The sequence below is a fragment of the Bacillus sp. FSL H8-0534 genome (assembly GCF_038005885.1).
Classification (GTDB): Bacteria; Bacillota; Bacilli; order Bacillales; family Bacillaceae_G; genus Bacillus_A; species Bacillus_A pseudomycoides.
This window is the reverse complement of the sequence record NZ_JBBOUC010000001.1, coordinates 4,131,646-4,153,441: the sequence shown is the minus strand read 5'-3', so window position 1 is coordinate 4,153,441 and position 21,796 is coordinate 4,131,646. Positions and strand designations below refer to the sequence as shown.

The 21,796-nt window shown below is 35.9% G+C and carries 19 protein-coding genes; 5 read left to right on the top strand and 14 right to left on the bottom strand.

The features are described from left to right. Positions 1 to 13 precede the first annotated feature (13 nt). The 7 genes from MHH71_RS21110 to MHH71_RS21080 all read right to left on the bottom strand — a co-directional run bounded on the left by MHH71_RS21110 (position 14) and on the right by MHH71_RS21080 (position 9,965). Positions 14 to 3,100: a glycoside hydrolase family 2 TIM barrel-domain containing protein gene (locus MHH71_RS21110; protein ID WP_033799124.1), complete on the bottom strand. Its 3,087-nt coding sequence runs from the start codon at positions 3,098 to 3,100 to the stop codon at positions 14 to 16. 49 nt (positions 3,101 to 3,149) lie between these two features. Next, positions 3,150 to 3,977 (bottom strand): carbohydrate ABC transporter permease, encoded by an 828-nt coding sequence (locus MHH71_RS21105; protein ID WP_018764405.1) that lies wholly within the window; start codon positions 3,975 to 3,977, stop codon positions 3,150 to 3,152. A gap of 23 nt (positions 3,978 to 4,000) precedes the next feature. Then, complete coding sequence (locus tag MHH71_RS21100; RefSeq protein WP_006096086.1) at positions 4,001 to 4,945, bottom strand: carbohydrate ABC transporter permease; 945 nt, start codon at positions 4,943 to 4,945, stop codon at positions 4,001 to 4,003. A gap of 22 nt (positions 4,946 to 4,967) precedes the next feature. Beyond that, on the bottom strand, positions 4,968 to 6,218 hold the full coding sequence (locus tag MHH71_RS21095; protein WP_078211659.1) for an ABC transporter substrate-binding protein: 1,251 nt from the start codon (positions 6,216 to 6,218) through the stop codon (positions 4,968 to 4,970). A 186-nt stretch (positions 6,219 to 6,404) separates the two neighbouring features. Next, positions 6,405 to 7,571 (bottom strand): response regulator transcription factor, encoded by a 1,167-nt coding sequence (locus tag MHH71_RS21090; protein WP_033799126.1) that lies wholly within the window; start codon positions 7,569 to 7,571, stop codon positions 6,405 to 6,407. Next, positions 7,568 to 9,277, bottom strand: coding sequence for a sensor histidine kinase (locus MHH71_RS21085; protein ID WP_050774415.1), 1,710 nt, complete (start codon positions 9,275 to 9,277; stop codon positions 7,568 to 7,570). Before MHH71_RS21085 ends, MHH71_RS21090 begins: the two co-directional genes overlap by 4 nt. Positions 9,278 to 9,392: 115 nt before the next feature. Further along, entirely contained in the window at positions 9,393 to 9,965 is a 573-nt protein-coding gene (locus tag MHH71_RS21080) for a helix-turn-helix domain-containing protein (RefSeq protein ID WP_006096090.1), read from the bottom strand. Positions 9,966 to 10,070: 105 nt separating this feature from the next. On the opposite strand from MHH71_RS21080, the gene MHH71_RS21075 reads away from it, so the two are divergent. Further along, positions 10,071 to 11,036, top strand: a complete 966-nt coding sequence (locus MHH71_RS21075; RefSeq protein ID WP_006096091.1) for a DMT family transporter — start codon at positions 10,071 to 10,073, stop codon at positions 11,034 to 11,036. 183 nt (positions 11,037 to 11,219) lie between these two features. Further along, a complete protein-coding gene (locus tag MHH71_RS21070) occupies positions 11,220 to 11,885 on the top strand; it encodes an aquaporin (RefSeq protein ID WP_006096092.1) in 666 nt (221 codons plus the stop codon). Between the two features lie 59 nt (positions 11,886 to 11,944). Here MHH71_RS21070 and MHH71_RS21065 read toward each other — a convergent pair whose 3' ends face one another. The 3 genes from MHH71_RS21065 to MHH71_RS21055 all read right to left on the bottom strand — a co-directional run bounded on the left by MHH71_RS21065 (position 11,945) and on the right by MHH71_RS21055 (position 14,607). After that, positions 11,945 to 12,376: an Rrf2 family transcriptional regulator gene (locus MHH71_RS21065; RefSeq protein WP_016116523.1), complete on the bottom strand. Its 432-nt coding sequence runs from the start codon at positions 12,374 to 12,376 to the stop codon at positions 11,945 to 11,947. Between the two features lie 117 nt (positions 12,377 to 12,493). After that, entirely contained in the window at positions 12,494 to 13,720 is a 1,227-nt protein-coding gene (locus MHH71_RS21060; protein WP_003200723.1) for an ABC transporter permease, read from the bottom strand. Positions 13,721 to 13,722: 2 nt separating this feature from the next. Then, entirely contained in the window at positions 13,723 to 14,607 is an 885-nt protein-coding gene (locus tag MHH71_RS21055) for an ABC transporter ATP-binding protein (protein ID WP_006096093.1), read from the bottom strand. Positions 14,608 to 14,957: 350 nt separating this feature from the next. On the opposite strand from MHH71_RS21055, the gene MHH71_RS21050 reads away from it, so the two are divergent. Then, positions 14,958 to 15,785, top strand: coding sequence for a 5'-nucleotidase, lipoprotein e(P4) family (locus MHH71_RS21050; RefSeq protein ID WP_006096094.1), 828 nt, complete (start codon positions 14,958 to 14,960; stop codon positions 15,783 to 15,785). Between the two features lie 217 nt (positions 15,786 to 16,002). Next, positions 16,003 to 16,782, top strand: a complete 780-nt coding sequence (locus MHH71_RS21045; RefSeq protein ID WP_018781662.1) for a M15 family metallopeptidase — start codon at positions 16,003 to 16,005, stop codon at positions 16,780 to 16,782. A gap of 34 nt (positions 16,783 to 16,816) precedes the next feature. Here MHH71_RS21045 and MHH71_RS21040 read toward each other — a convergent pair whose 3' ends face one another. From MHH71_RS21040 to MHH71_RS21025, 4 genes are all read right to left on the bottom strand, one after another. After that, complete coding sequence (locus tag MHH71_RS21040) at positions 16,817 to 17,263, bottom strand: acyl-CoA thioesterase (RefSeq protein ID WP_018781661.1); 447 nt, start codon at positions 17,261 to 17,263, stop codon at positions 16,817 to 16,819. A gap of 294 nt (positions 17,264 to 17,557) precedes the next feature. Beyond that, on the bottom strand, positions 17,558 to 18,319 hold the full coding sequence (gene sdhB, locus MHH71_RS21035; protein WP_016116528.1) for a succinate dehydrogenase iron-sulfur subunit: 762 nt from the start codon (positions 18,317 to 18,319) through the stop codon (positions 17,558 to 17,560). Continuing rightward, positions 18,312 to 20,105, bottom strand: coding sequence for a succinate dehydrogenase flavoprotein subunit (gene sdhA / locus MHH71_RS21030; RefSeq protein WP_003200712.1), 1,794 nt, complete (start codon positions 20,103 to 20,105; stop codon positions 18,312 to 18,314). Before sdhA ends, sdhB begins: the two co-directional genes overlap by 8 nt. A gap of 13 nt (positions 20,106 to 20,118) precedes the next feature. Further along, a complete protein-coding gene (locus MHH71_RS21025; protein ID WP_003200710.1) occupies positions 20,119 to 20,745 on the bottom strand; it encodes a succinate dehydrogenase cytochrome b558 subunit in 627 nt (208 codons plus the stop codon). 312 nt (positions 20,746 to 21,057) lie between these two features. On the opposite strand from MHH71_RS21025, the gene MHH71_RS21020 reads away from it, so the two are divergent. Continuing rightward, positions 21,058 to 21,507 carry a YslB family protein gene (locus MHH71_RS21020; protein ID WP_006096224.1) on the top strand — a complete coding sequence of 150 codons (450 nt, stop codon included), beginning with the start codon at positions 21,058 to 21,060 and terminating at the stop codon, positions 21,505 to 21,507. The last annotated feature ends 289 nt before the right edge of the window (positions 21,508 to 21,796 follow it).

Below are 21,796 nucleotides of genomic sequence, written 5' to 3'. Positions count from 1 at the left end.
GCTCTCTTGTAATTTAAGATTCTTTTACGATTTCAAAAGCTCGTTTATGATCCCCATTAAAAGGAACAATGTACACTTCAAACTGGCATGGCTCCGGCTTCAACTGATACTCCGGAAGCTGAGCCGGCCCACAACTCGCGCTTCCTAAACCATTTTGCTTATAATCTAGATGGAACGTAACAAACTCCCTTTCTTGTAATTCATATAAATGCTCTGCTTTCTCTAAATCTTCTGTCGTGTAAGGCAAGGCGCTAAAATTAAAATCTTGCGTACTATGCGCAACAAATCCAACATGATATTGATCATATAACGAAACCCACTTTACATCTGTTCGATTCCCCGTCTCTTGCGGAAAAACATACGGGAAAAATAAATCCTTTACAGTCATTTCATACAAATCTATTTTGTTCGCTTCTTTACTATCCACATATGATTCTCCTGGTCCACGTCCAAACCAACTTACATTTTGATATTGTTTTGGCAGACGCATTTCGAGCCCAATTCGCGGAAGCATCTCTGGTAAAGTACCGCTTGGATTCAACTTTGTCTCTATTTTCATAGCTCCGCTTCTTTCAATTTCATACGTATAAGTAAAAGCAATTTTCCAATTCACGACAAGCGGGGAAATACATCCTTTCACAACAACTTCAACATTTCCATTTTCAAGTTGTACAGCTTCTATACTCGCTACGTCATGTTTCACAAGGTGTACATATTGTTCTTTCCATTTTTCAACTACATACATATCATTATCAATTGTTGCCCGCCAAATATTTAATTCAGGCCCTTCTTCCATAAGTGATTGCCCTTTAAAGGTCCAGTCTTTTATACGCCCTGTTACAGGGTGAAAAGAAATAGCAAAACTTTCACCAGCAACACGAATTTCCTCCTTTGTTTCATGTAAAGTTACTGGCTCATATAACTTCGAATCTCTTTTTCTTCTTATCTTTTTCAGAGCTGGAATACAAAATTGTTCCCAAGCTATTTCATGTCCTGCTACTCCCCAATCTGTATCTGCTCCTAATACAATCGATACTGTTACATAGCAATCCGCCTCTGTATGAAGGGCTATTTCATCTTTAAAGAGCAACTGAATCTCACAACTCTCTTTCGGTAACAAAGGCGGGGCATCTATAGAATCACTCGCAATTACTTTTCCTTCTTTTTTGACAGCCCACTGCACACGATAGCCTTTCAATGAGCGAAAATCATATATATTTTGTATCGAAATCCTACCACTTCGTATGTCTATCTCTCCTACTTTAATAGGTTCAATTATTTTCTTATATTGCAACAAAGCTGGCGATGGCGTTCGATCTGGCAAGAGTAGTCCATCAATGCAGAAATTACTATTATGAGGAGTATCTCCAAAGTTACCTCCATATGCAAAGTACTCTTCTCCATTTTCATTCACTTGACGTAATCCGTGATCAATCCATTCCCAAACAAAGCCACCTTGTAATCTTTTATAACTATAAATCGCTTCCCAATATTCTTTTAATCCGCCTGGTCCATTTCCCATCGCATGAGCATACTCACATAAAATATGAGGTTTTTCCCACTTTTCTTCTTCTGCATAACCAATAATCTTTTCGACTGAAGAATACATTGTACTAAAAATATCAGCGACTTTCGTTTCTCGATCCCCTTCGTAATGAATGATTCTTGATTGGTCCAATTCCCTACACTTATTCGCCATTGCAATAAAATTACAACCGAACCCAGATTCATTTCCGAGTGACCACATAATAATTGAAGAATGATTGCGATCTCGACGCACCATACGTTCCACACGATCTACATAAGCATTTTCCCATTCAGGATCGTCACTTAATACGTTTGCATTACCAATTAACTCAAATCCATGGCATTCCAAATCAGCCTCATCAATTACATATAAACCATATTCATCGCATAGATCATAAAAACGTGGATCATTCGGATAATGTGCCGTTCGCACCGCATTAATATTATGCTGTTTCATAAGCATTACATCTTGTTTCATTGTTTCATATGTGACATATCTTCCTGTATCCGGGTCGTGATCGTGACGATTCACCCCTTTAAATATAATGGGAATACCATTGACAAGAAGATTTCTATCCTTCATCTCAATCATCCGGAAACCGATCTTCTGTGAAATCACTTCTACAACTTCACTATTTTCGTTTCGAATCGTGAACAATACAATATACAAATACGGGTCTTCTGCGGACCATTTCTGCGGCTTTTTGACAGAAAACGAATGTGTATCATCTATAACCCTTTTCCCCTGTAAGTCCAAATACGATGTATGTTGATCTAATACTTCCCCATTCTTATTACAAAACTTATACTCTAGTACATAATTTTTATTCAGTAATTGTTCGTTGCAAATCTTTGTACTTAGTTGTAATACACCATTTTCATAATTTTCATCAAGCGTTGTACATAACGTCATATCATAAATATGTACAGCAGGTTCATGCACAATGTACACATCACGAAAAATACCACTTAACCACCACATATCTTGATCTTCTATATAAGATCCATCACACCATCTATACACACATACTGTCATCGTATTCTTTCCGGTATGAACAAACGATGTAATATCAAACTCTGCCGTCAAACGACTTCCTTGGCTATATCCCACTTCTTCTCCATTTATCCATAAACGAAAGGCACTATCCACACCTTCAAATCGAATACGAATACATCCTCCGTTCCAACTTTCTGGTATATAAAATTCATTTTTATAACAACCCACTTGATTTTCAAATGGAACATGGGGTGGCTGAACCGGAAACGGATAATATAAATCGGTATAATGCGGCTTTCCGTATCCTTGCAATTGCCAATGCCCAGGTACATGAATCGTATCCCATTCACTACAATCAAATTCACTTATGAAAAAATTCTTTGGAAGTTGCTTTGGGGATTCTAAGTACAAAAACTTCCACATTCCATTCAGCAATTTGTAATAAGAAGAGCTTTCACGCGTAAAAGATAGAGCCGCTTGTTCAGTTTGAAATGGAATAAAATGTGCTCTTCCCTCCATGCGATTCCGCCCTGTTACTTGAACATTTTCTAAGTCCTCTAACATGTTATGTCCCATATCGATCCTCCTTTTTGCATTCACTTTGCCACATCATTTCTACGCTCTATTATTTAAGGCCCGTATGCCCCGACTCTTCCACAATATAGCGTTGTGCGAAAAAGAAGAGTGCAAGAGGTACAATACTAATTAACAATGTCACCGCCATAATCCCTTCCATATCAACGCCAAACATACCTTTAAACTGTGCTAAACCTAGCGTTAATGTATATTTGCTTTGGTCATTTAAGAAAATAAGCGGTCCTAGATAATCGTTCCAACATCCTAAAATATTAAAAACAGCAACAAGAATTAAAATCGGTTTCATAATCGGTAAATAAATACGGTAGTAAACTTGAAAAGCGTTCGCACCATCCATCCTTGCAGCCTCATCTAGCTCCTTTGGAACAGACATAATAAATTGTCTCATTAAAAAGATAAAAAACGCACCGCCAAACCAAGATGGAATAATTAAAGATTTTAACGTATTAATCCAGCCGAGAGCATTAAATTCCATATAAAGCGGAATCATCGTTACTTCCCACGGAATCATCATCGTCGCTAGCACAATCATGAACAAAATATCCCGTCCTTTAAATTTAAAACGTGCAAAACCGTATGCTACTAAAGAAGATGATATTAACTGTCCGATTGTTGAAAATACTGTTACAACAATTGAATTCCATAAAAAAGTATTAAATGGTTGACTCGTCCACGCCTTTGCAAAATTACTAAATTTAAACTCAGATGGAATCCACTTTGGCGGATATAAATATAATTCTTCTGGTGATTTCACAGATGTTGTAATCATCCAAAAGAAGGGCAATAAAAATAAAATGGAAAAACCTATTAATAGTGCGTACACTACAATTCGATGTATGCGCTTCTTCGTTCTCACACTGCATCCTCCTTATTCATCTTCTACTTTGACTTCATCTCATTTTCATAATAAACCCAAGCTGCTGATGATTTAAAAACAAGTAGTGTTAACCCTAAAATGATTAAAAACATAAACCAAGCATTCGCTGATGAATAGCCCATTTTAAAATACTTAAATGCATTTTCATATACATACATTGCGTAAAAATAGGTGGACTTCAATGGACCTCCGCCGGTTAATACAAGCGCTAATGTTAATTGTTGAAACGCACCGATAATTGTTGTAATTAAATTAAATAAAATCGTCGGCGTTAACATCGGCAATGTAATTTTGAAAAATTGTTGCACTTTTCCAGCTCCATCAATGGAAGCAGCCTCATACAAGTTTTGCGGGATATTTTTTAATCCTGCTAAAAAAATGAGCATAAGCGTACCTTGTCCCCATAAACTAGCAATTACCATCGCAATTAGCGACCAGTTCGGATCACTTAACCAATTTGGTCCTTTTATACCAACAAGCGATAGAAAATAATTCAAAATACCATACTCTCCGTTATACACCCATGCCCAAATCATCGCTAAAGCCACACCAGAAATAACGCTTGGCAAATAGAAAAATGTTCGAAAAAACGCATATCCTTTTACCTTTTGATTTAGCAAAACCGCTAAAAATAGAGCAATAATTAAATTAAATGGAACAAATAATGCTGCAAATTTCACCGTAACCCATAACGAGTCCCAAAACATCGGGTCATTTAGAAACATATCTTGATAGTTTTTTAGTCCAACAAATTGAACTTCTCCAATAAGCGGCCAGTCAAAAAAACTAATAAATAATGAAAATAAAAGAGGACCAAGGGTAAAGGTTACAAAGCCAAATACCCATGGAAATATAAATGCATAAGGAACGAGCTTCTCCCATTTCATTTTCTTTTTCCTAATGGCTATATTCGTTTCACTTTCTATAGATACTCCATATTTCAACATCCACACCTCTTTGCTTTTACAATTATTTATCCATATATTTCTCTGAATCTTGAACAGCTTTATTTAATAATTGCTCTGGATCTTGTCCAAGCATAATTGCATTTATTGCCGCTGATAAATTCCGGTTTACTTCATCCCATTTTGGGTTAAGTAAAAATGCTGGTGTATTTGTTGAACGTTCTAGCATTGTGTAGAACGGTTTAACATTCGCATCTTCCTCTTTCTTCAATTCTTTTACAACACTAATTCGAACTGGCAAATCAGAAGTTCGCATTTTAATTGCTTCTGGTGAAGAATAAAACTTAACAAACTCCCAAGCTAACTCTTTATGCTTTGCATCTTTTGCAATTGAAACAGCTGATGTACCAACAAGTCCCTTCACTGGTTTCCCTTTAAATGCAGGAGGTTCTACTGTACCAAAATCAATTTTTGCATCTTTAAATCCTTCTAATGGCCAAATTCCACTCTCCCACATCGCTAACTTCCCAGCTTTAAAAATATCATCACCGCTCTGTTGATTTTTTCCCCCTACTAATACAGCCGTTTTATCCTTTAGCATACTTTGAAAAGATTTCATAACTTCAATTGTTTCTGGACTGTTCATATGTCCTTTTATTTGTTTTCCATCTTCACTTACAAAACTACTACCGTTACTCCAAATAAACCCTTGTAAATCATACGTATCTGGCTCAGGTCGTAAAGCAAAGCCATATTGTTTATTGCTTGCATCTGTTAACTTTTTCGCAGTGTCTACAAACTCATCCCAGGTCCATCCATCTTTCGGGTATGGAATATTCGCTTTATCAAATAACTTTTTATTGTAATATATAACCCGCGTTGTAAACCCTGCTGGCATACCATATAATTTCCCGTCAATACTAGAGTAGTTAAATAGCCCTTGATAAAAGTCATCTAATTTCATATCTGAATCTTTCTTTGCCAGTTCATCTAAAGGCTCAAGAGATTTATAGTAAGCTGGGAAATTCCACATATACATAACATCCGGTGGGTTTTTCGCCCCGAAAGATGCTGCGAGCTTTTGATCAAAACCATCACCATAAGCCTCCACCTGTACTTTTACTCCCGGATTCTTCTCTTCAAATTTCTTTGCAATTTGCTGCTGAATCTTTAAATTCTTTCCAGCATCCCAAGTTGCAAATCGCAAAACTGTTCCATCATTTGATGTTTGTTTCTTTTCATCATCCTTTGATGATTTTTTGCTTGTAGTCTCATTTGAGCTACAACCAGCTAAAAAAACAATAAGTACGAGCATAAAACTAAGACATACATGTACCATTTTTCTCACTGCACACACTCCCCTTCTCCAAAAAGCTTTTTATTTCTGATTTTTCAGAACAAATAATTTAACCGCTTTCATTTTACCTTTTATGAAAGCGGTTAAAAACATCGATTTGTTCGATTTTTGTTATCAAATTGTTCGTTCGACGAAATCAGGGTGTCAATTTGTTTTATATAAAGTTCCACATTGTTTTTCTCGATATTCGGATGGCGTTGTTCCTGTACACTTTTTAAACCATTTACTAAAATATTTACTATTTGAAATACCAATATGTTCCGCTACCTCTTGAATCGTAAGTGAGGTTGTTTGAAGCATTTGCATGGCAAGTTCAAGTTTTCTTCGTTCTGTAAAAGAATGAAAACTTTCACCTATTATCTTTTTAAAAAGCATACTAAAATGGCTCCTGCTTAGCCCCACCATCTCTGCCACTTCTGAAACAACAATTGGCTCTGATAAATGATTCATTGTATACAAAATAGCCTCTTTAATTGTTTTTGGCCAATTGTTAATCGTTACTTTATACTTAATCTCAAGTTCTGCAAATTGCTTCATCGATTTAACCGAATCGATCCATTGCTCTATACTGAACAGCTCCCCTGATGTAATCCAATATAGCTCTTCGTATGTACTCTTTACATCCATAAACATTTGCTCCATCATTTCCTTATAGTTTTCATTAAGAAATAAGAAACATTGCTCCTTTCCACATAAGATCTTCACATGTGGATTTGGTATCTTTTGATCAATATCTTGTAATATGAGATGTAATCTCGATTCCGATCTTATAAAACAAGCATAATACCCATCGTTCATCCATTTCCATTCATTACGAAATAAATCCACAAGTACTTCTTGAAACTGATTTTGAAAACCACATAACCATTGAAAAAAATCTTCGTAAAAGAGGAATTTTTGCTGTTCAATCCCTTCCGCTTCCCTATGAATCATTACCTCTTTTTGAAATGCTCGTAAATATTGATCCAGCTCCTCATCATGAAACGATGTTTTCAATAAATAACCTGAAACCCCCAGTTTAATTCCTTCTTGCGCATATTCAAAATCACGATGACAACTTAATAATAATACCTTTGTTTTCGGCGCATGTTGTTTAATCTTTTTCACAAACTCAATTCCATTTACAACAGGCATAACAATATCTGTAATAACCACTTCTGGCTCATGCTGTACAAACTCCTCCCATCCTCTCTCACCATTTGGCACATCCGCTACTACTTCCATATTATATGCCGACCAATCTACCGCCATCTTCAATCCCCTTCGAACAATCGTCTCGTCATCCGCAATGAGCACTTTAATACGTTTCACTTCTGTATCCCTCCCTTTGGCCAAAGAATCTGAACTATAGTTCCTTTCTTTTCTTCTGATTGAATCGTTAATCCGTACTCTAGCCCAAAGTGTAATTTGAATTTTTGATCGATATTATATAATCCAAGCCCCCCTCTTTGTTCTGCAGACGGCTCTTGTAATAAATCCCGTTTCCGCCTATCAGAAATACCACGACCATCATCGGTAATATGTATACATAAGTCACCATTATCCTTTTCAAATGCCGATAATGTAATAGCTCCATGTCCATCGTCGAAAGCATGAAAAAATATGTTTTCAAATATAGGCTGAAGCGACATTCTTGGAATATGTTCCCCTTTCATAGAAGACGAGACATTTTGCGTATAAGAAAAATGATTTCCAAATCGAATCTCCTGTACCTTTAAATAGTGCTCAATAATGGTTAGTTCACTTTGGAGTGTGACAAGATCATTCGCAAAATTTAAATTCCCTTCTAACACAGCAACAAGATGATAAATCATTTCACTTACATCACTTGCCCCCTGAAGCTTTGCTTTCCATTGAATAGAATTTAATGTATTAAATAGCAAGTGCGGATTAATTTGATAATGAATTGCCTTGAGCTCAGCTTCTTTTTTCAACTTTTCTTTCTGATATATTTCTTCTACTAATGATTTAATTTTAACAACCATTTTATTGAAATTCACAGTTAAACTCCCTACTTCATCTTGTGAATTTACTGGTATATTTGTATAAAAATCTCCTTTACTTACTTGAGATATTGCATGATCCAAATTCGTGATATTTTCCGTTAACTTAGCCGAGATTAAAAATGCCAGCATAAAAGCTAAGCACAGTGATACAACAATTCCAATTAATGTAACAAACAAAATAATTGTAGAAGATTGATAAAATTCTTTTTCTGGAATAATAATTTCTAGATTCCATTTATTTGATGCAATTGGCTTTTCCCAAATGATATCATCCTTGTTTTTTTTATAATTTTCATCCGTCGTATAAATCACCTGTTTTTTTTCATCACGAATGGTAATCAATGCATGCAAATCTGTTTCTAATGAATCAATAAACTTAAATAAATCCGTCGCATCTGTTTCCACTAATATTCGGCTATCTTTCAAGCTACCGAATGATGTTTTAACTGGAACAAGTAATCCAATTACTTTGCTTTTATCAAGTGCAGAGTAATGGTTCGGAACATAGATCCCATTCCAATACCCCTGTGATAAATTCCCTTGTTCTTCCCAAAATTTTTCTTGTTTTAGTTTCTGCACATCTAAATACCGATCTCCATAATAATAACCGCTAGGTGTAATTAAAAAGATCCCCTTCGTTTGTGCTGTTTTATGCGCTTCTAAAAACCTTTCAAAATTTTTCTCAATAATAAATTCCGAATACGATTTCGGTGCTTCTTTTTTTAAAACAATTAATGTCGGGTCTGATAAATATTCTTGAATATCACTAGCAATTAAATGCATATGGCTTAATGTTAATTCAATTTGAGTTTGAAGCTGCGATATAGCAAACTTTCCATAATCCCCAAACTGTTCATTTACAAGATTGGATGACTTTTCATATGACATCCAACTAAACAACATGAGCGGAATAAGTGCGACCACTAAAAAACATGTTAATAACTTTAAACGAAGGCTTGTTCGAATTTGTTGCACCAATCTCCATAATCTAAATTTCGTCATTCGCCTCATCCCTTATCCTACTCAGTTTATTTTTCAGAATATTCCAACTTAACTGTATTTTATCAAAAATACAGTTAAAAGCTATAAAAAAAGAGCGCTTTATTGCAAGCGCTCCTTTTTATAGCTAAGAAGAATACTTCATCGTTAAATGCAAAACAGCTATTTCATCTCCAGCATTTTTATAACTATGCTTCTTATTCGCTTCAAACTGAATCGAATCAAATTCATTTAATTCATATACATCATTTTCAACTTGAATAGCAACTTGTCCTTTCATAACTGTAACAAGTTCAATCGCCCCTTCATGGTGAGACTCTGGCTCATACATACTTTGCGGTCTTAAACAAGCACGATGCATCTCCATGCCCGTTTCTTTCGTATACCGGAACATTGTCTCTAACCGCCATGCCTGTCCTACGTCTACCGAAAATCCTTCTCCACAGCGAGCAATCGCTACTGGTTCTCCAACTACCATTAACCTCGACAATGGAATTGACAGCCCCTTCGTAATTTTCCAAATGACGGCTAATGTTGGATTCGTTTCACCTCTTTCGATTTTTCCTAATGTTAATTTACTAACCCCTGTTTTTTGCGCCAATTCTTCTAAACTCAGTTTTTGTTCATTACGAATTTGTCTTAATAACTGACCAACTTGCTGAATGACTTCTTTTGTTTGCATATCCTCTTTTTCTTTCATAGTAACAAAATCACCTCTAAGTATAAAATAGTTTACTTTAATCAACTTTAAGTATATTATACTATACATAAATGTTTCGAATCTCGAAAGGAGTGCTTACGTATCATGCGCGCAATATTATTAGGTATTTTATCATCCGCCTTTTTCTCTGCAACATTCATTATTAACAGAGCAATGAATGTATCTGGAACAAGCTGGGCTTGGACTGCTTCTTTTCGCTTTTTATTCGCTCTCCCTATTTTATTCCTTATCGTTTTATTTCGCAAAAACCTTTGGCCCTTATGGTCAGAAATGCGAAAACATCCCTTTGCATGGCTAGGATGGGGATCTTTAGCAGGGATCGGCTTTTATTCTTTATTAAGCTTTGCTGCTGTCTTTTCTCCCGCTTGGCTTGTTGCAGGAACTTGGCAAGTTACAATACTCGCTGGCTTGCTACTATCGCCATTATTTTTTATTACGATTGAAACAAAAACAGGTACAAAACGCGTACGCGGAAAAATCCCACTTCGCAGTTTATACGTATCACTTTTCATTTTAATTGGTGTCATTTGTATGCAAGCAACAGAAGCTGGGCATATTACAGCCACTCAATTTATATCTGGTTTTCTTCCTGTTGTTCTTGCAGCTTTCTTATATCCATTCGGCAATCGAAAAATGATGGAAGTTGTAGGAGGACGCCTTGATACTTTCCAGCGTGTATTAGGAATGGCAATCGGCAGCCTGCCTATAGCAATTATTCTTGCAATATATGGTTTTGGGGCAACAGGTATTCCAACATCCGGTCAAATGCTTCAAGGATTTTTATTAGCATTATGTTCTGGTGTTATCGCCACAATGACATTTTTCTTTGCAACAGATTTAGCGAAAGATAACCTTTCCTTATTAGGTGCTGTAGAAGCAACGCAAGCCGGAACTATGGTATTTACTGTTCTTGGTGAAATGCTTTTCTTAAATGGTTCATTCCCTATCGGACTCTCACTTATTGGGATGATTGTCATTATAGCTGGAATGATCACAAATAGCATTTTGAATCGATCTATTCCAGTTACTAAACGAAAGAAAACAGCATAACAAATGAAAACACTGCATAAATAAAAACATGATTATTCTTTGAGAATCATGTTTTTTATTTGATCAAAATTGTATAATCCTTCCCTATTTTTTTATCAGAATAATATTTCATTTTCCATTTATACTTAAAAGCACCTAATTTTATGCTATACTACGATTCATGTGTACATGAGGAGGAAAATTATGTTAAAAAAAGGAATCGCTGAATTTATTGGTACTTTTGTACTTGTATTATTTGGAACTGGAACAGCTGTTTTAGGCGGCGGAATTGAAGGAATTGGAACTTTAGGAATTGCAATGGCTTTCGGATTATCAATTGTTGCTATGGCATATAGCATTGGAACAATTTCTGGATGTCATGTAAACCCGGCAGTATCAATTGCCATGTTTGTAAACAAACGAATGAATGCTATGGAACTTAGCTACTATTTATTAGCTCAAGTTTTAGGTGGTTTATTAGGAACTGCAACATTAGTGACAATTTTAAAATCTTCTAATATGTCTTTAGATAACTTAGGACAAAATGCTTTTGGAAATCTTGGTTTGTCAGGATCTTTCTTAGTTGAATTTGTTTTAACATTCGTCTTTATTTTAGTAATTATTGTAGTAACAGGTAAAAAGGGAAACGCACAATTAGCTGGATTAGTAATTGGCTTTACACTGGTATTAGTTCACTTATTAGGTATTCCATTAACAGGCACTTCTGTTAACCCTGCACGTAGCCTAGCACCAGCTTTATTTGCTGGCGGAGAAGCTGTATCTCAATTGTGGGTATTTATTGTTGCACCAATTCTTGGTGGTATCGTTGCTGCCATTGTAGGGAAATTTGTATTAAATACTGAAAAATAGAATCTTCGATCTTTCTGAAAGTAAAAGAAGCGAGCCCACTTATACGAGGCTCGCTTTTTTTACTTTTTAATTTTTGATTGTAAATTTGTAACAAGTTGCTGAACTGTTACATTCGCAAGTACGCTTTCCATCGCTTCTTGCGCTTGCATTAATATAATTTCTAATACCGATTGAATATTCGCACCTACTGGACATTCAATATTTGGATTCTCATGGAAAGAAAATAGATGTCCTTCTTCTACTACTTCCACTGCTTTATATACATCAAGTAATGTAATCTCATCTAAATCACGAGCAAGTGATGTACCACCTTTCCCTGCTTGTACATCCACTAGACCTGCTCTTTTTAACATTCCTGTAATGCGGCGAATCACAACTGGGTTTGTATTCACACTGCCAGCAATCCATTCAGAGGTACAGCGAGAGTTTCGATCTATCGCAAGTAACGTTAACATATGAACACCTACTGTAAAACGGCTACTAATTCCCATCTGCACACCCTCCTTTTTATTCATTCTATTAAAAGACAACTCTTATTATTATATACTATTTTTAATTTATACATAAAGAAAAAGCATGATTTCACAAGAAAATCATGCTTTTTCCTATTATTGACGTTTAATAAATTTCGCTAAATCTTTAAATTTCACTTTGTCTGAGTAATTCATTACACCATTTACATAAATACGACTCGTAACAGCACTTAATATACCAATCGTCGCCAAAAGAATCGCAAGTGTTATCGTAATTTCTAACATCCCCGCCTCACCAGCTACAATGCGCGAGAATGTGACCATCGGTGTAAAGAACGGAACATACGAACTTACAACAACAATAGTACTATTCGGATCACTTAATGATTTCATACTAATGAATAATGCTGCCATTATTAAAATCGACACCGGGAACATTACACCTTGTAAATCCTCAGTCTTAGAAACAACCGCACCAGCAGCTGCATACATCATCGCATAAAGGAAATATCCTGTAACAAAATAAATTAGGAACATACTGATAACTTGTGCATCTAGCTTTGTAAAATCAATTGGCAATCCAAATAATGAACCACTTTCTAAATCTACCCAGCCTAGTACACAAGGAACAAGGTAACCACATGCCAATATAACAAGTTGTAATAACGCCGTTGAAACAACTGCCAAAATTTTTGCATACATCATAGTAAGAGGTTTTACTTTCGGAATCATGACTTCCATAACGCGAGAAGCTTTTTCAGAAGCAATATTCATCGCAATTGTGCTTCCGAACGCAACAATGAACATATACAAAGCGAATGTAAAGAAATATGCAATTCCGAAAGAGGCAGAACGATCTTTTATCGCTTCTTGTTTCACGGAAATTTCTGTTTGCAATTGTTGTGCAATTTCCGGTGAAACATTATGTTTAGCAACCGTTACTGCCGTATATTGCTCCTTTAAATAACTAGCCATAATTGTAGAAGTTGTTTCACTAGGGAACCCATTAAACATATACGTAACCTCTGGAACTCCATTCTTTTCTTTCACATGGAATAAACCATCTAAATCTCCTTCTTCTACTTGTTTATGGAATTTATCAAAATCACCCTTTGAACCAACCGTTATTTTTGCTGATGGCAATAACTTATTTAACTCTTCTTTTTGTATTTTATATGTAGAACTTTCTACTACAACTGCAATCTTATCTTTCTCCTTACTTTTATCTCCATCAGAAGTGAAATGGTTAAATGCAAAGATTCCAAACACAACTAAAAATAAAATCGCACTCGTAATCAATGATTTTTTAGAAAAAAATGCTTCCCTGAAATAAAATGAAAATACATGAGAAAATTTACGCATTGTTATTTCGCCCTTTCTACAAATATTTCGTTTAGCGTCGGCTCTAGCATTTTAAATTGCCTTAAGCTTACACCTTGCTCTTGCAATTGTTGCAAAATCTTTAGAGCTTCTGCATCGTCTTGTACTTTTACATAAAGAAGGCCTTGTTGTTTTTCATACGGAACATGTATAGCTTCTAATCCCTTTTCATTCTCTGCTGTATCTTCAATAGTTAAATTACGAAAACCGTATTCTTTCTTAATATCACTTAGCTGTCCTTCTACGACTGCTTCACCTTTTTTCAAAATACATACATGTTGGCAAAAAGCCTCTACTTGTTCCATACGATGACTTGATAAAATAATCGTCTTTCCGCTCTGTACTTGTTCTTCAATAATACTAGCTAGCATTCCAGCATTAACTGGATCAAGTCCGCTAAATGGTTCATCTAAAATAAGTAGTTCTGGATTATGAAGAAGGGCCGCAATTAATTGGATTTTTTGTTGATTCCCTTTTGAAAGCTCTCCTGCCGTTTTAAATTTATATTCTGGGATTGCTAATCGTTCTAACCAGTGATCGATTGCAAGATCGACTTCTTTCTTCGTCATTCCTTCTAATCTACCAAAATATCGCAGTTGATCTATTACCTTACTTTTTGTATATAATCCTCTTTCCTCTGGCAAATATCCAATTGTTACCCCACTATTACCAAATGTTTTTCCATCCCACGTAATAGAACCTTCATTAGGCGTTAATAACCCAAGAAGCATTTTAATTGTCGTTGTTTTCCCTGCACCATTTCGGCCAAGTAAACCTAACACTTCACCTTTTGGTAACGAGATTTGCAAACCGTTAACTGCCTTTGATTCTCCAAATGTTTTTGTTAAGTTTTGAATTTGTAAACTCAAAGTATAAAGCCTCCCCTTTAATATCATTCGTACTCTCTTAAAGACTATGATTGTTTGAAATAAAATATAGTATTATATTTCATTCTCTTATATGTACCATCATCTCTAATCCATCATTTGTTTCATTTAGTTAAAATTGTAAATAACAGAACGGAGTTTGTCAATTATAATTGTCATTTTGACAATAAAGTAAGTCAAATAACTCATTATCATTTTGTTCATCTTTCTAATATAGGGCACACTACTATATATACAAAAGACAATATACAAAAGTTCATAAAAAAGGTATAAAAAATATTATATTTTAATATATAATATTAAAGAATTTAGTTACATCAAGGAGGATACATATGAAAATGAAAAGAGGCATTACCACATTATTATCTGTAGCAGTTCTTTCTACATCACTTGTAGCATGTTCAGGAACAGCTGAAAAAACTGTAGCAAAAGAAGAAAAAGTAAAATTAACAGATCAACAGCTAATGGCTGATCTATGGTATCAAACAGCTGGTGAAACAAAAGCTTTGTATTATCAAGGCTATAACATCGGACAATTAAAACTCGATGCTGCTCTTGCAAAAGGGACAAGTAAAAAACCAGCAATTGTACTAGATTTAGATGAAACCGTTTTAGATAACAGCCCCCACCAAGCGATGACTGTGAAAGAAGGAAAGGGCTATCCTTATAAATGGGATGAGTGGATTAATAAAGCAGAAGCGGCAGCTCTTCCTGGTGCAATTGACTTCTTAAAATATACTGAATCTAAAGGTGTCGATATCTACTACATTTCAAACCGTAAAACAAATCAATTAGATGCAACGATTAAAAACCTTGAACGCGTTGGCGCTCCACAAGCAACGAAAGAACATATTTTACTACAAGACCCGAAAGAAAAAGGGAAAGAAAAACGTCGTGAACTTGTTTCACAATCACACGATATCGTCCTATTCTTCGGTGATAACTTATCTGACTTCACTGGATTTGATGGGAAATCTGTAAAAGATCGCAATCAAACAGTTGAAGAAACAAAAGCACAATTTGGCGAGAAATTCATCATTTTCCCTAACCCAATGTATGGTGATTGGGAAGGCGCTCTATATGATTACAATTTCAAAAAATCTGATGCAGAAAAAGATAAAATTCGTCGTGATAACTTAAAATCATTCGAAGTAAAATAGTAAAAGGATGGCATAGGCCATCCTTTTACTATTTTATCCTAATCTAATCATACACATATCTGAATGTTACATATATAAATCAACAAAATCAAACATTTTTTGACATTTTCTTTGCAATTCTATTACGTTACGACTCTTATATTTCTTTTTATAGAAACTAGACTTATAATTAACATACTAGAAAAATTATAAGAAAGGACTGAGATTACACAGCGTTATGAAAAAGGTAATTGTTATTTCTGCCACTACGATTGTAATCGGTATTACATCCTTCGCTTATTTCAGCTCAAAATCACCATTACAAAATGAAGCGAAAGCTGTCGAAACACAAAAACATATTGAACATCCAAAAGAAGAGATTCCAACATTCCCAAAAGCAACTCATACTGCTAAAAAAATAGATGAGAATTTCTCTCTTGTTACAAATCCAGATTCACCTCTTGTATTAGTAAATAAACATCGTAAATTACCAGATGGCTATACACCAGACGATCTTATAAGACCAGACGTTCCATTTGCATATCCAAAAGATAAAGAGAAAACATTACTTCGTAAAGATGCTGGTGCAGCTCTCGAAAAAATGTTCCATGCAGCAAAAGAACAAGGACTAGAGCTTACTGCTGTATCAGGATACCGTTCTTATAAACGACAACAATCATTACATAATATGTACATAAAACGACAAGGACAAGCTGAAGCAGATTCGGTAAGCGCAATCCCTGGAACAAGTGAACATCAAACAGGCCTTACAATGGATATTAGTTCTAAATCAGCAAATTATCAATTAGAGCCTATTTTCGGTGAAACAGAGGAAGGTAAATGGGTTGCAGCACATGCCCATGAATTTGGATTCATTATTCGTTATTTAGAGGATAAAACAGATACGACGGAATACGCATACGAACCATGGCATATTCGCTATGTTGGTAATCCATATGCTACATACTTACATAAACATCACTTAACATTAGAAGAAGCAATGGATGCAAAAAAATAAGAGAGCATAGCGCTCTCTTATTTTTTTGCATTCATTATTGCAGTAGCTTTTGCTTCCATTCTTGGGGCCAAGGTGCCCCTTTTCCCGTTTTCTTTGAGGCTTGCACCATTGCCCCGCGCCCTACTAAACAAACTTCTCCCGCTTCATTTTTCACCATATAGTGTAAATCCAAAGAAGAATTCCCAATTGTTTCAGCTTTTACATATACCTTTAAATGTTCATCGAAGAAAATTTGTTTTAAAAAATCACATTGTAAGTCAGCAACAACAATCATTGTTTCTGACGCTTCATGTGTCCATTCTTGCATAAAACCAAGCTCTTTAAAAAATTCAATACGTGCTTCTTCAAAATATGTAAAAGCAACACCATTATTCATGTGTCCAAACATATCTGTTTCACAAAAACGAACTTTCACAGGAATGTAAAATGAAAAATCTTTTTCCCAGCTAGCAAGGTTTTCAATATAGGAAATCTTCTTCATGTTTTTCTCTCCTTTTTCTCTCATTCTCATAAGTCACACAACAACTTTCGGAATAAACAAAAAATTAAAACGATAAAAAACCATATATCCATTTTGATTTTCCAACCTATCAGTCGCGGCTATGGAAAACAACAGGTGACCTACACTCATTTTCTCCCTTTGTTTTCACTCAGAATAGGGCTACCGTTTCTATGCATGATCGGATCCTCTCTCCCAAAAAGAAGAATTTCATCTCGGTTTTTCCATTTGTATTTATATAAATATTGCCTCTTCGATTCGAAGAGGCAATATAAATTAATAGTTATTGTCGCTACCAAAGAAATCTTTAAACGACTGAATTGTTGTATCACGGTTTAATGCTGCAATTGAAGTTGTTAACGGGATACCTTTTGGACATGATTGTACGCAGTTTTGCGAGTTACCACAGTTCGCAAGGCCACCATCACCCATAATTGCACGTAAGCGCTCTGCTTTATGCATTTCACCAGTTGGATGTGAGTTAAATAAACGTGCTTGTGAAAGCGGCGCTGGTCCGATAAAGTCAGATTTACTGTTTACGTTCGGACATGATTCTAAGCAAACACCACATGTCATACATTTTGAAAGTTCATATGCCCATTGACGCTTTTTCTCTGGCATTCTTGGTCCTGGTCCTAAATCATACGTACCATCGATTGGAACCCAAGCCTTAACACGTTTCAAAGCATCAAACATACGACTACGATCAACTTGTAAATCACGTACTACTGGGAATGTCTTCATCGGTTTTATACGAACTGGTTGTTCTAATTTATCGATAAGAGCTGTACATGATTGACGTGGTTTACCGTTAATTACCATAGAACAAGCACCACATACTTCTTCTAAACAGTTCATATCCCATGCAACCGGAGTCGTATGATTTCCTTTTGCATCAACAGGATTACGACGAATTTCCATAAGAGCCGAAATAATATTCATATTTGGGCGATATGGAATTTCAAATTCCTGATCAAACGATTGTGCATCTGGTCCATCTTGTCTCGTAATGATGAGGCGGATTGTTTTCTCAGACATGTTGTTTATCCCCCTTCTCTTCACCCTTAGCAGCTACATCATGTTTTGAAGAATAATCACGTTTACGTGGTTTGATTAATGAAACATCAACGTCTTCGTAATGGAATGCCGGTGCATTTCCTTCTCCTTCAAACTTCGCCATTGTAGTTTTTAAGAAGTTCGCATCATCACGATTTGGGAATTCTGGTTTATAATGCGCACCGCGGCTTTCATTACGGTTATACGCACCAATTGTAATAACACGAGCTAATTCAAACATATTTGCCAGTTGGCGTGTAAACGAAGCACCTTGGTTACTCCATTTTGCTGTATCGTTAATGTTAATGCGTTTATAACGTTCCATTAACTCTTGAATTTTCGCATCTGTTTCTAATAACTTTTTATTTTCACGAACTACTGTAACGTTATCCGTCATCCATTCTCCAAGCTCTTTATGAAGAACATATGCATTTTCATTACCATCTAACGTTAAAATATTGTTAAATTTCTCTGTTTCGATTAATTCATTTTGCTCGTATAAAGTAGATGAAACAGCATCAGATGATTTTGAAAGACCTTTCATATATTCAATCGCATTTGGTCCCGCTACCATACCGCCATAAATCGCTGAAAGTAACGAGTTAGCACCTAATCGGTTACCACCGTGCATAGAGTAATCACACTCACCTGCTGCAAATAACCCTGGAATACTTGTCATTTGCTTATAATCAACCCATAGTCCGCCCATTGAATAATGAACAGCAGGGAAGATTTTCATCGGTAGTTTACGAGGATCATCACCTGTGAACTTTTCATAGATTTCAATAATTCCACCAAGTTTAATATCTAGTTCTTTCGGATCTTTATGAGAAAGATCTAGATATACCATGTTTTCACCGTTAATACCTAGTTTTTGCTCGACACACACGTCAAAAATTTCACGCGTTGCGATATCACGAGGCACAAGGTTTCCATATGCAGGATATTTCTCTTCTAAGAAGTACCATGGCTTACCGTCTTTATACGTCCATACGCGTCCACCTTCACCACGTGCAGATTCACTCATTAGACGTAACTTATCGTCCCCAGGAATTGCTGTTGGGTGAATTTGAATGAACTCACCATTCGCATAATATGCACCTTGTTGATATACAGCAGATGCTGCTGTACCTGTATTAATAATAGAGTTTGTTGATTTTCCGAAGATGATACCAGGGCCCCCTGTTGCCATAATTACGGCATCAGCTTGGAAACTCTTAATCTCCATAGATTGTAAGTCTTGTGCGACGATTCCGCGACATACGCCTTCGTCATCCACAACAGCACGTAAGAAATCCCAACCTTCATATTTCGTTACAAGTCCTGCTACTTCATGACGGCGTACTTGCTCATCTAATGCGTACAATAATTGTTGGCCAGTTGTTGCACCAGCGAATGCTGTACGGTGATGTTGTGTTCCCCCGAAACGACGGAAATCAAGAAGTCCTTCTTCTGTACGGTTAAACATAACACCCATACGGTCCATTAAATGAATAATACCAGGCGCTGCTTCACACATTGCTTTAACTGGCGGCTGGTTCGCTAAGAAGTCACCACCATAGATTGTATCGTCAAAGTGAATCCATGGAGAATCCCCTTCACCTTTCGTATTTACAGCACCGTTCATGCCACCCTGTGCACATACAGAATGCGAACGTTTTACTGGTACTAAAGAGAACAGTTCCACGTTTACTCCTGCTTCTGCTGCCTTAATCGTTGCCATTAAGCCGGCTAAGCCACCACCGACTACTATAAGTTTCCCTTTCATGCTCTCCCACTCCTTACTGATTTGCTAGCTGTGGATCGATGAACGCTAATAATGCACTCACACCTACATAAGATAAACCTAAGAAAATAGCTAATGTTACATAAGTAGAGATACGTTGTGAACGTGGCGATACTGTAATTCCCCAGCTAATGCAGAATGTCCATAATCCATTCGCAAAGTGGAAAATTGTTGATACAACCCCAACTAAGTAGAAACCAAACATAACTGGGTTGCTTAAAATATCTGCCATCATGTCATAATTTACCTGCTTACCCATTGCTGCCTGAATACGTGTTTCCCAAACGTGCCAAGATAAGAAAATAAGCGTAACGACACCTGAGATTCGTTGGAAGACGAACATCCAGTTACGGAAATAACTATAAGATGTCGCATTGTTCTTAGCTGTAAATGCAATATATAATCCATATATAGCATGGTACAGTATCGGTAAAAAGATGACGAAAATTTCTAGCGCATACCGGAATGGAAGGAGCTCCATAAAATGAGCAGCTTTGTTAAAAGCCTCTGCCCCTCTTGTTGCAAAATTGTTTACTACTAAATGTTGCGTCAAAAAGACACCAACCGGAATGACCCCCATTAATGAGTGCCACTTGCGAAACGTATACTCGCGGCCTTTCATGTCCCCATTACCCCCCTTGAGTGTTTAACTGCTGCTTTCAGTATTAGTTTATAACAATAATGTTTTTTCACTATTGCTATAAGAAAAACTGAAAAAATTATTCGAAATATTTCAGCATAATTTGATACCAAATTCATTTTACTCCTATTTTTGTCGAAGCGTCAAGAAAACGTATACATAATTTGTACATAATTTGCATATAATTTGCCACTTCCTTTTTTCTTTCTATATATTTAGATTTTCCTAAAGAAAGTGCTGTTTTTATAAATGGGAAATGTTATATAATAATCCCTATAGAAAGAGGGGAATATTTTGAGCAAAAATACAATTGATATAGCATCTTTAGAAGATGTTTCATTGAACGCTTTCGCTTATGAACTGCTGCGGGAAGAAGTACTACCTGACCTAATTGGTAAAGAATTAGATGACATCTTATACTGGGCCGGCAGAAACCTAGCACGAAAATATCCGCTAGAGACGATTGAAGAAGTCATTTATTTTTTTGAAAAAGCTGGCTGGGGTCGCTTGAACATCATCGAGCATAAACGCCGTGAAATGCATTTTCAGCTAACAGGCCCGCTCATTACAGAGCGTCAAAAGCAAAATAGACATTCTTCTTACCAATTAGAAACTGGATTTGTTGCAGAACAAATTCAAAAGCAACGAAATGTTGTTGCAGAGTCATATGAAGAGCAAAAAAAACGTTCGGATTCTATCACATTTCTTGTGAAATGGGACGTAAAAGATCCTATCGAAGTGTAGAATCTACATTAACAGTCAACTAGACATATAGGTTTAGTTGACTTTTCTATATAAATCCAAATTAAAAAAACGACATAAACCATTTCTTTTTAGGTGGGAGAGAGTATCCGGCCATGCATAGAAGCGGTCAGTGCCTTTTTTCTCCCCCTACCGTGTGTAAACAAAAGGAGGAAATGTGTGAAGAACTGTTTTTGTTTTCATAGCTACAGCTTATATGTCGAAAAATCAAAATGGATTTATATTGCATATTCATTCATTTTTAATAATTTTTAATCTTCTGAAATTATAT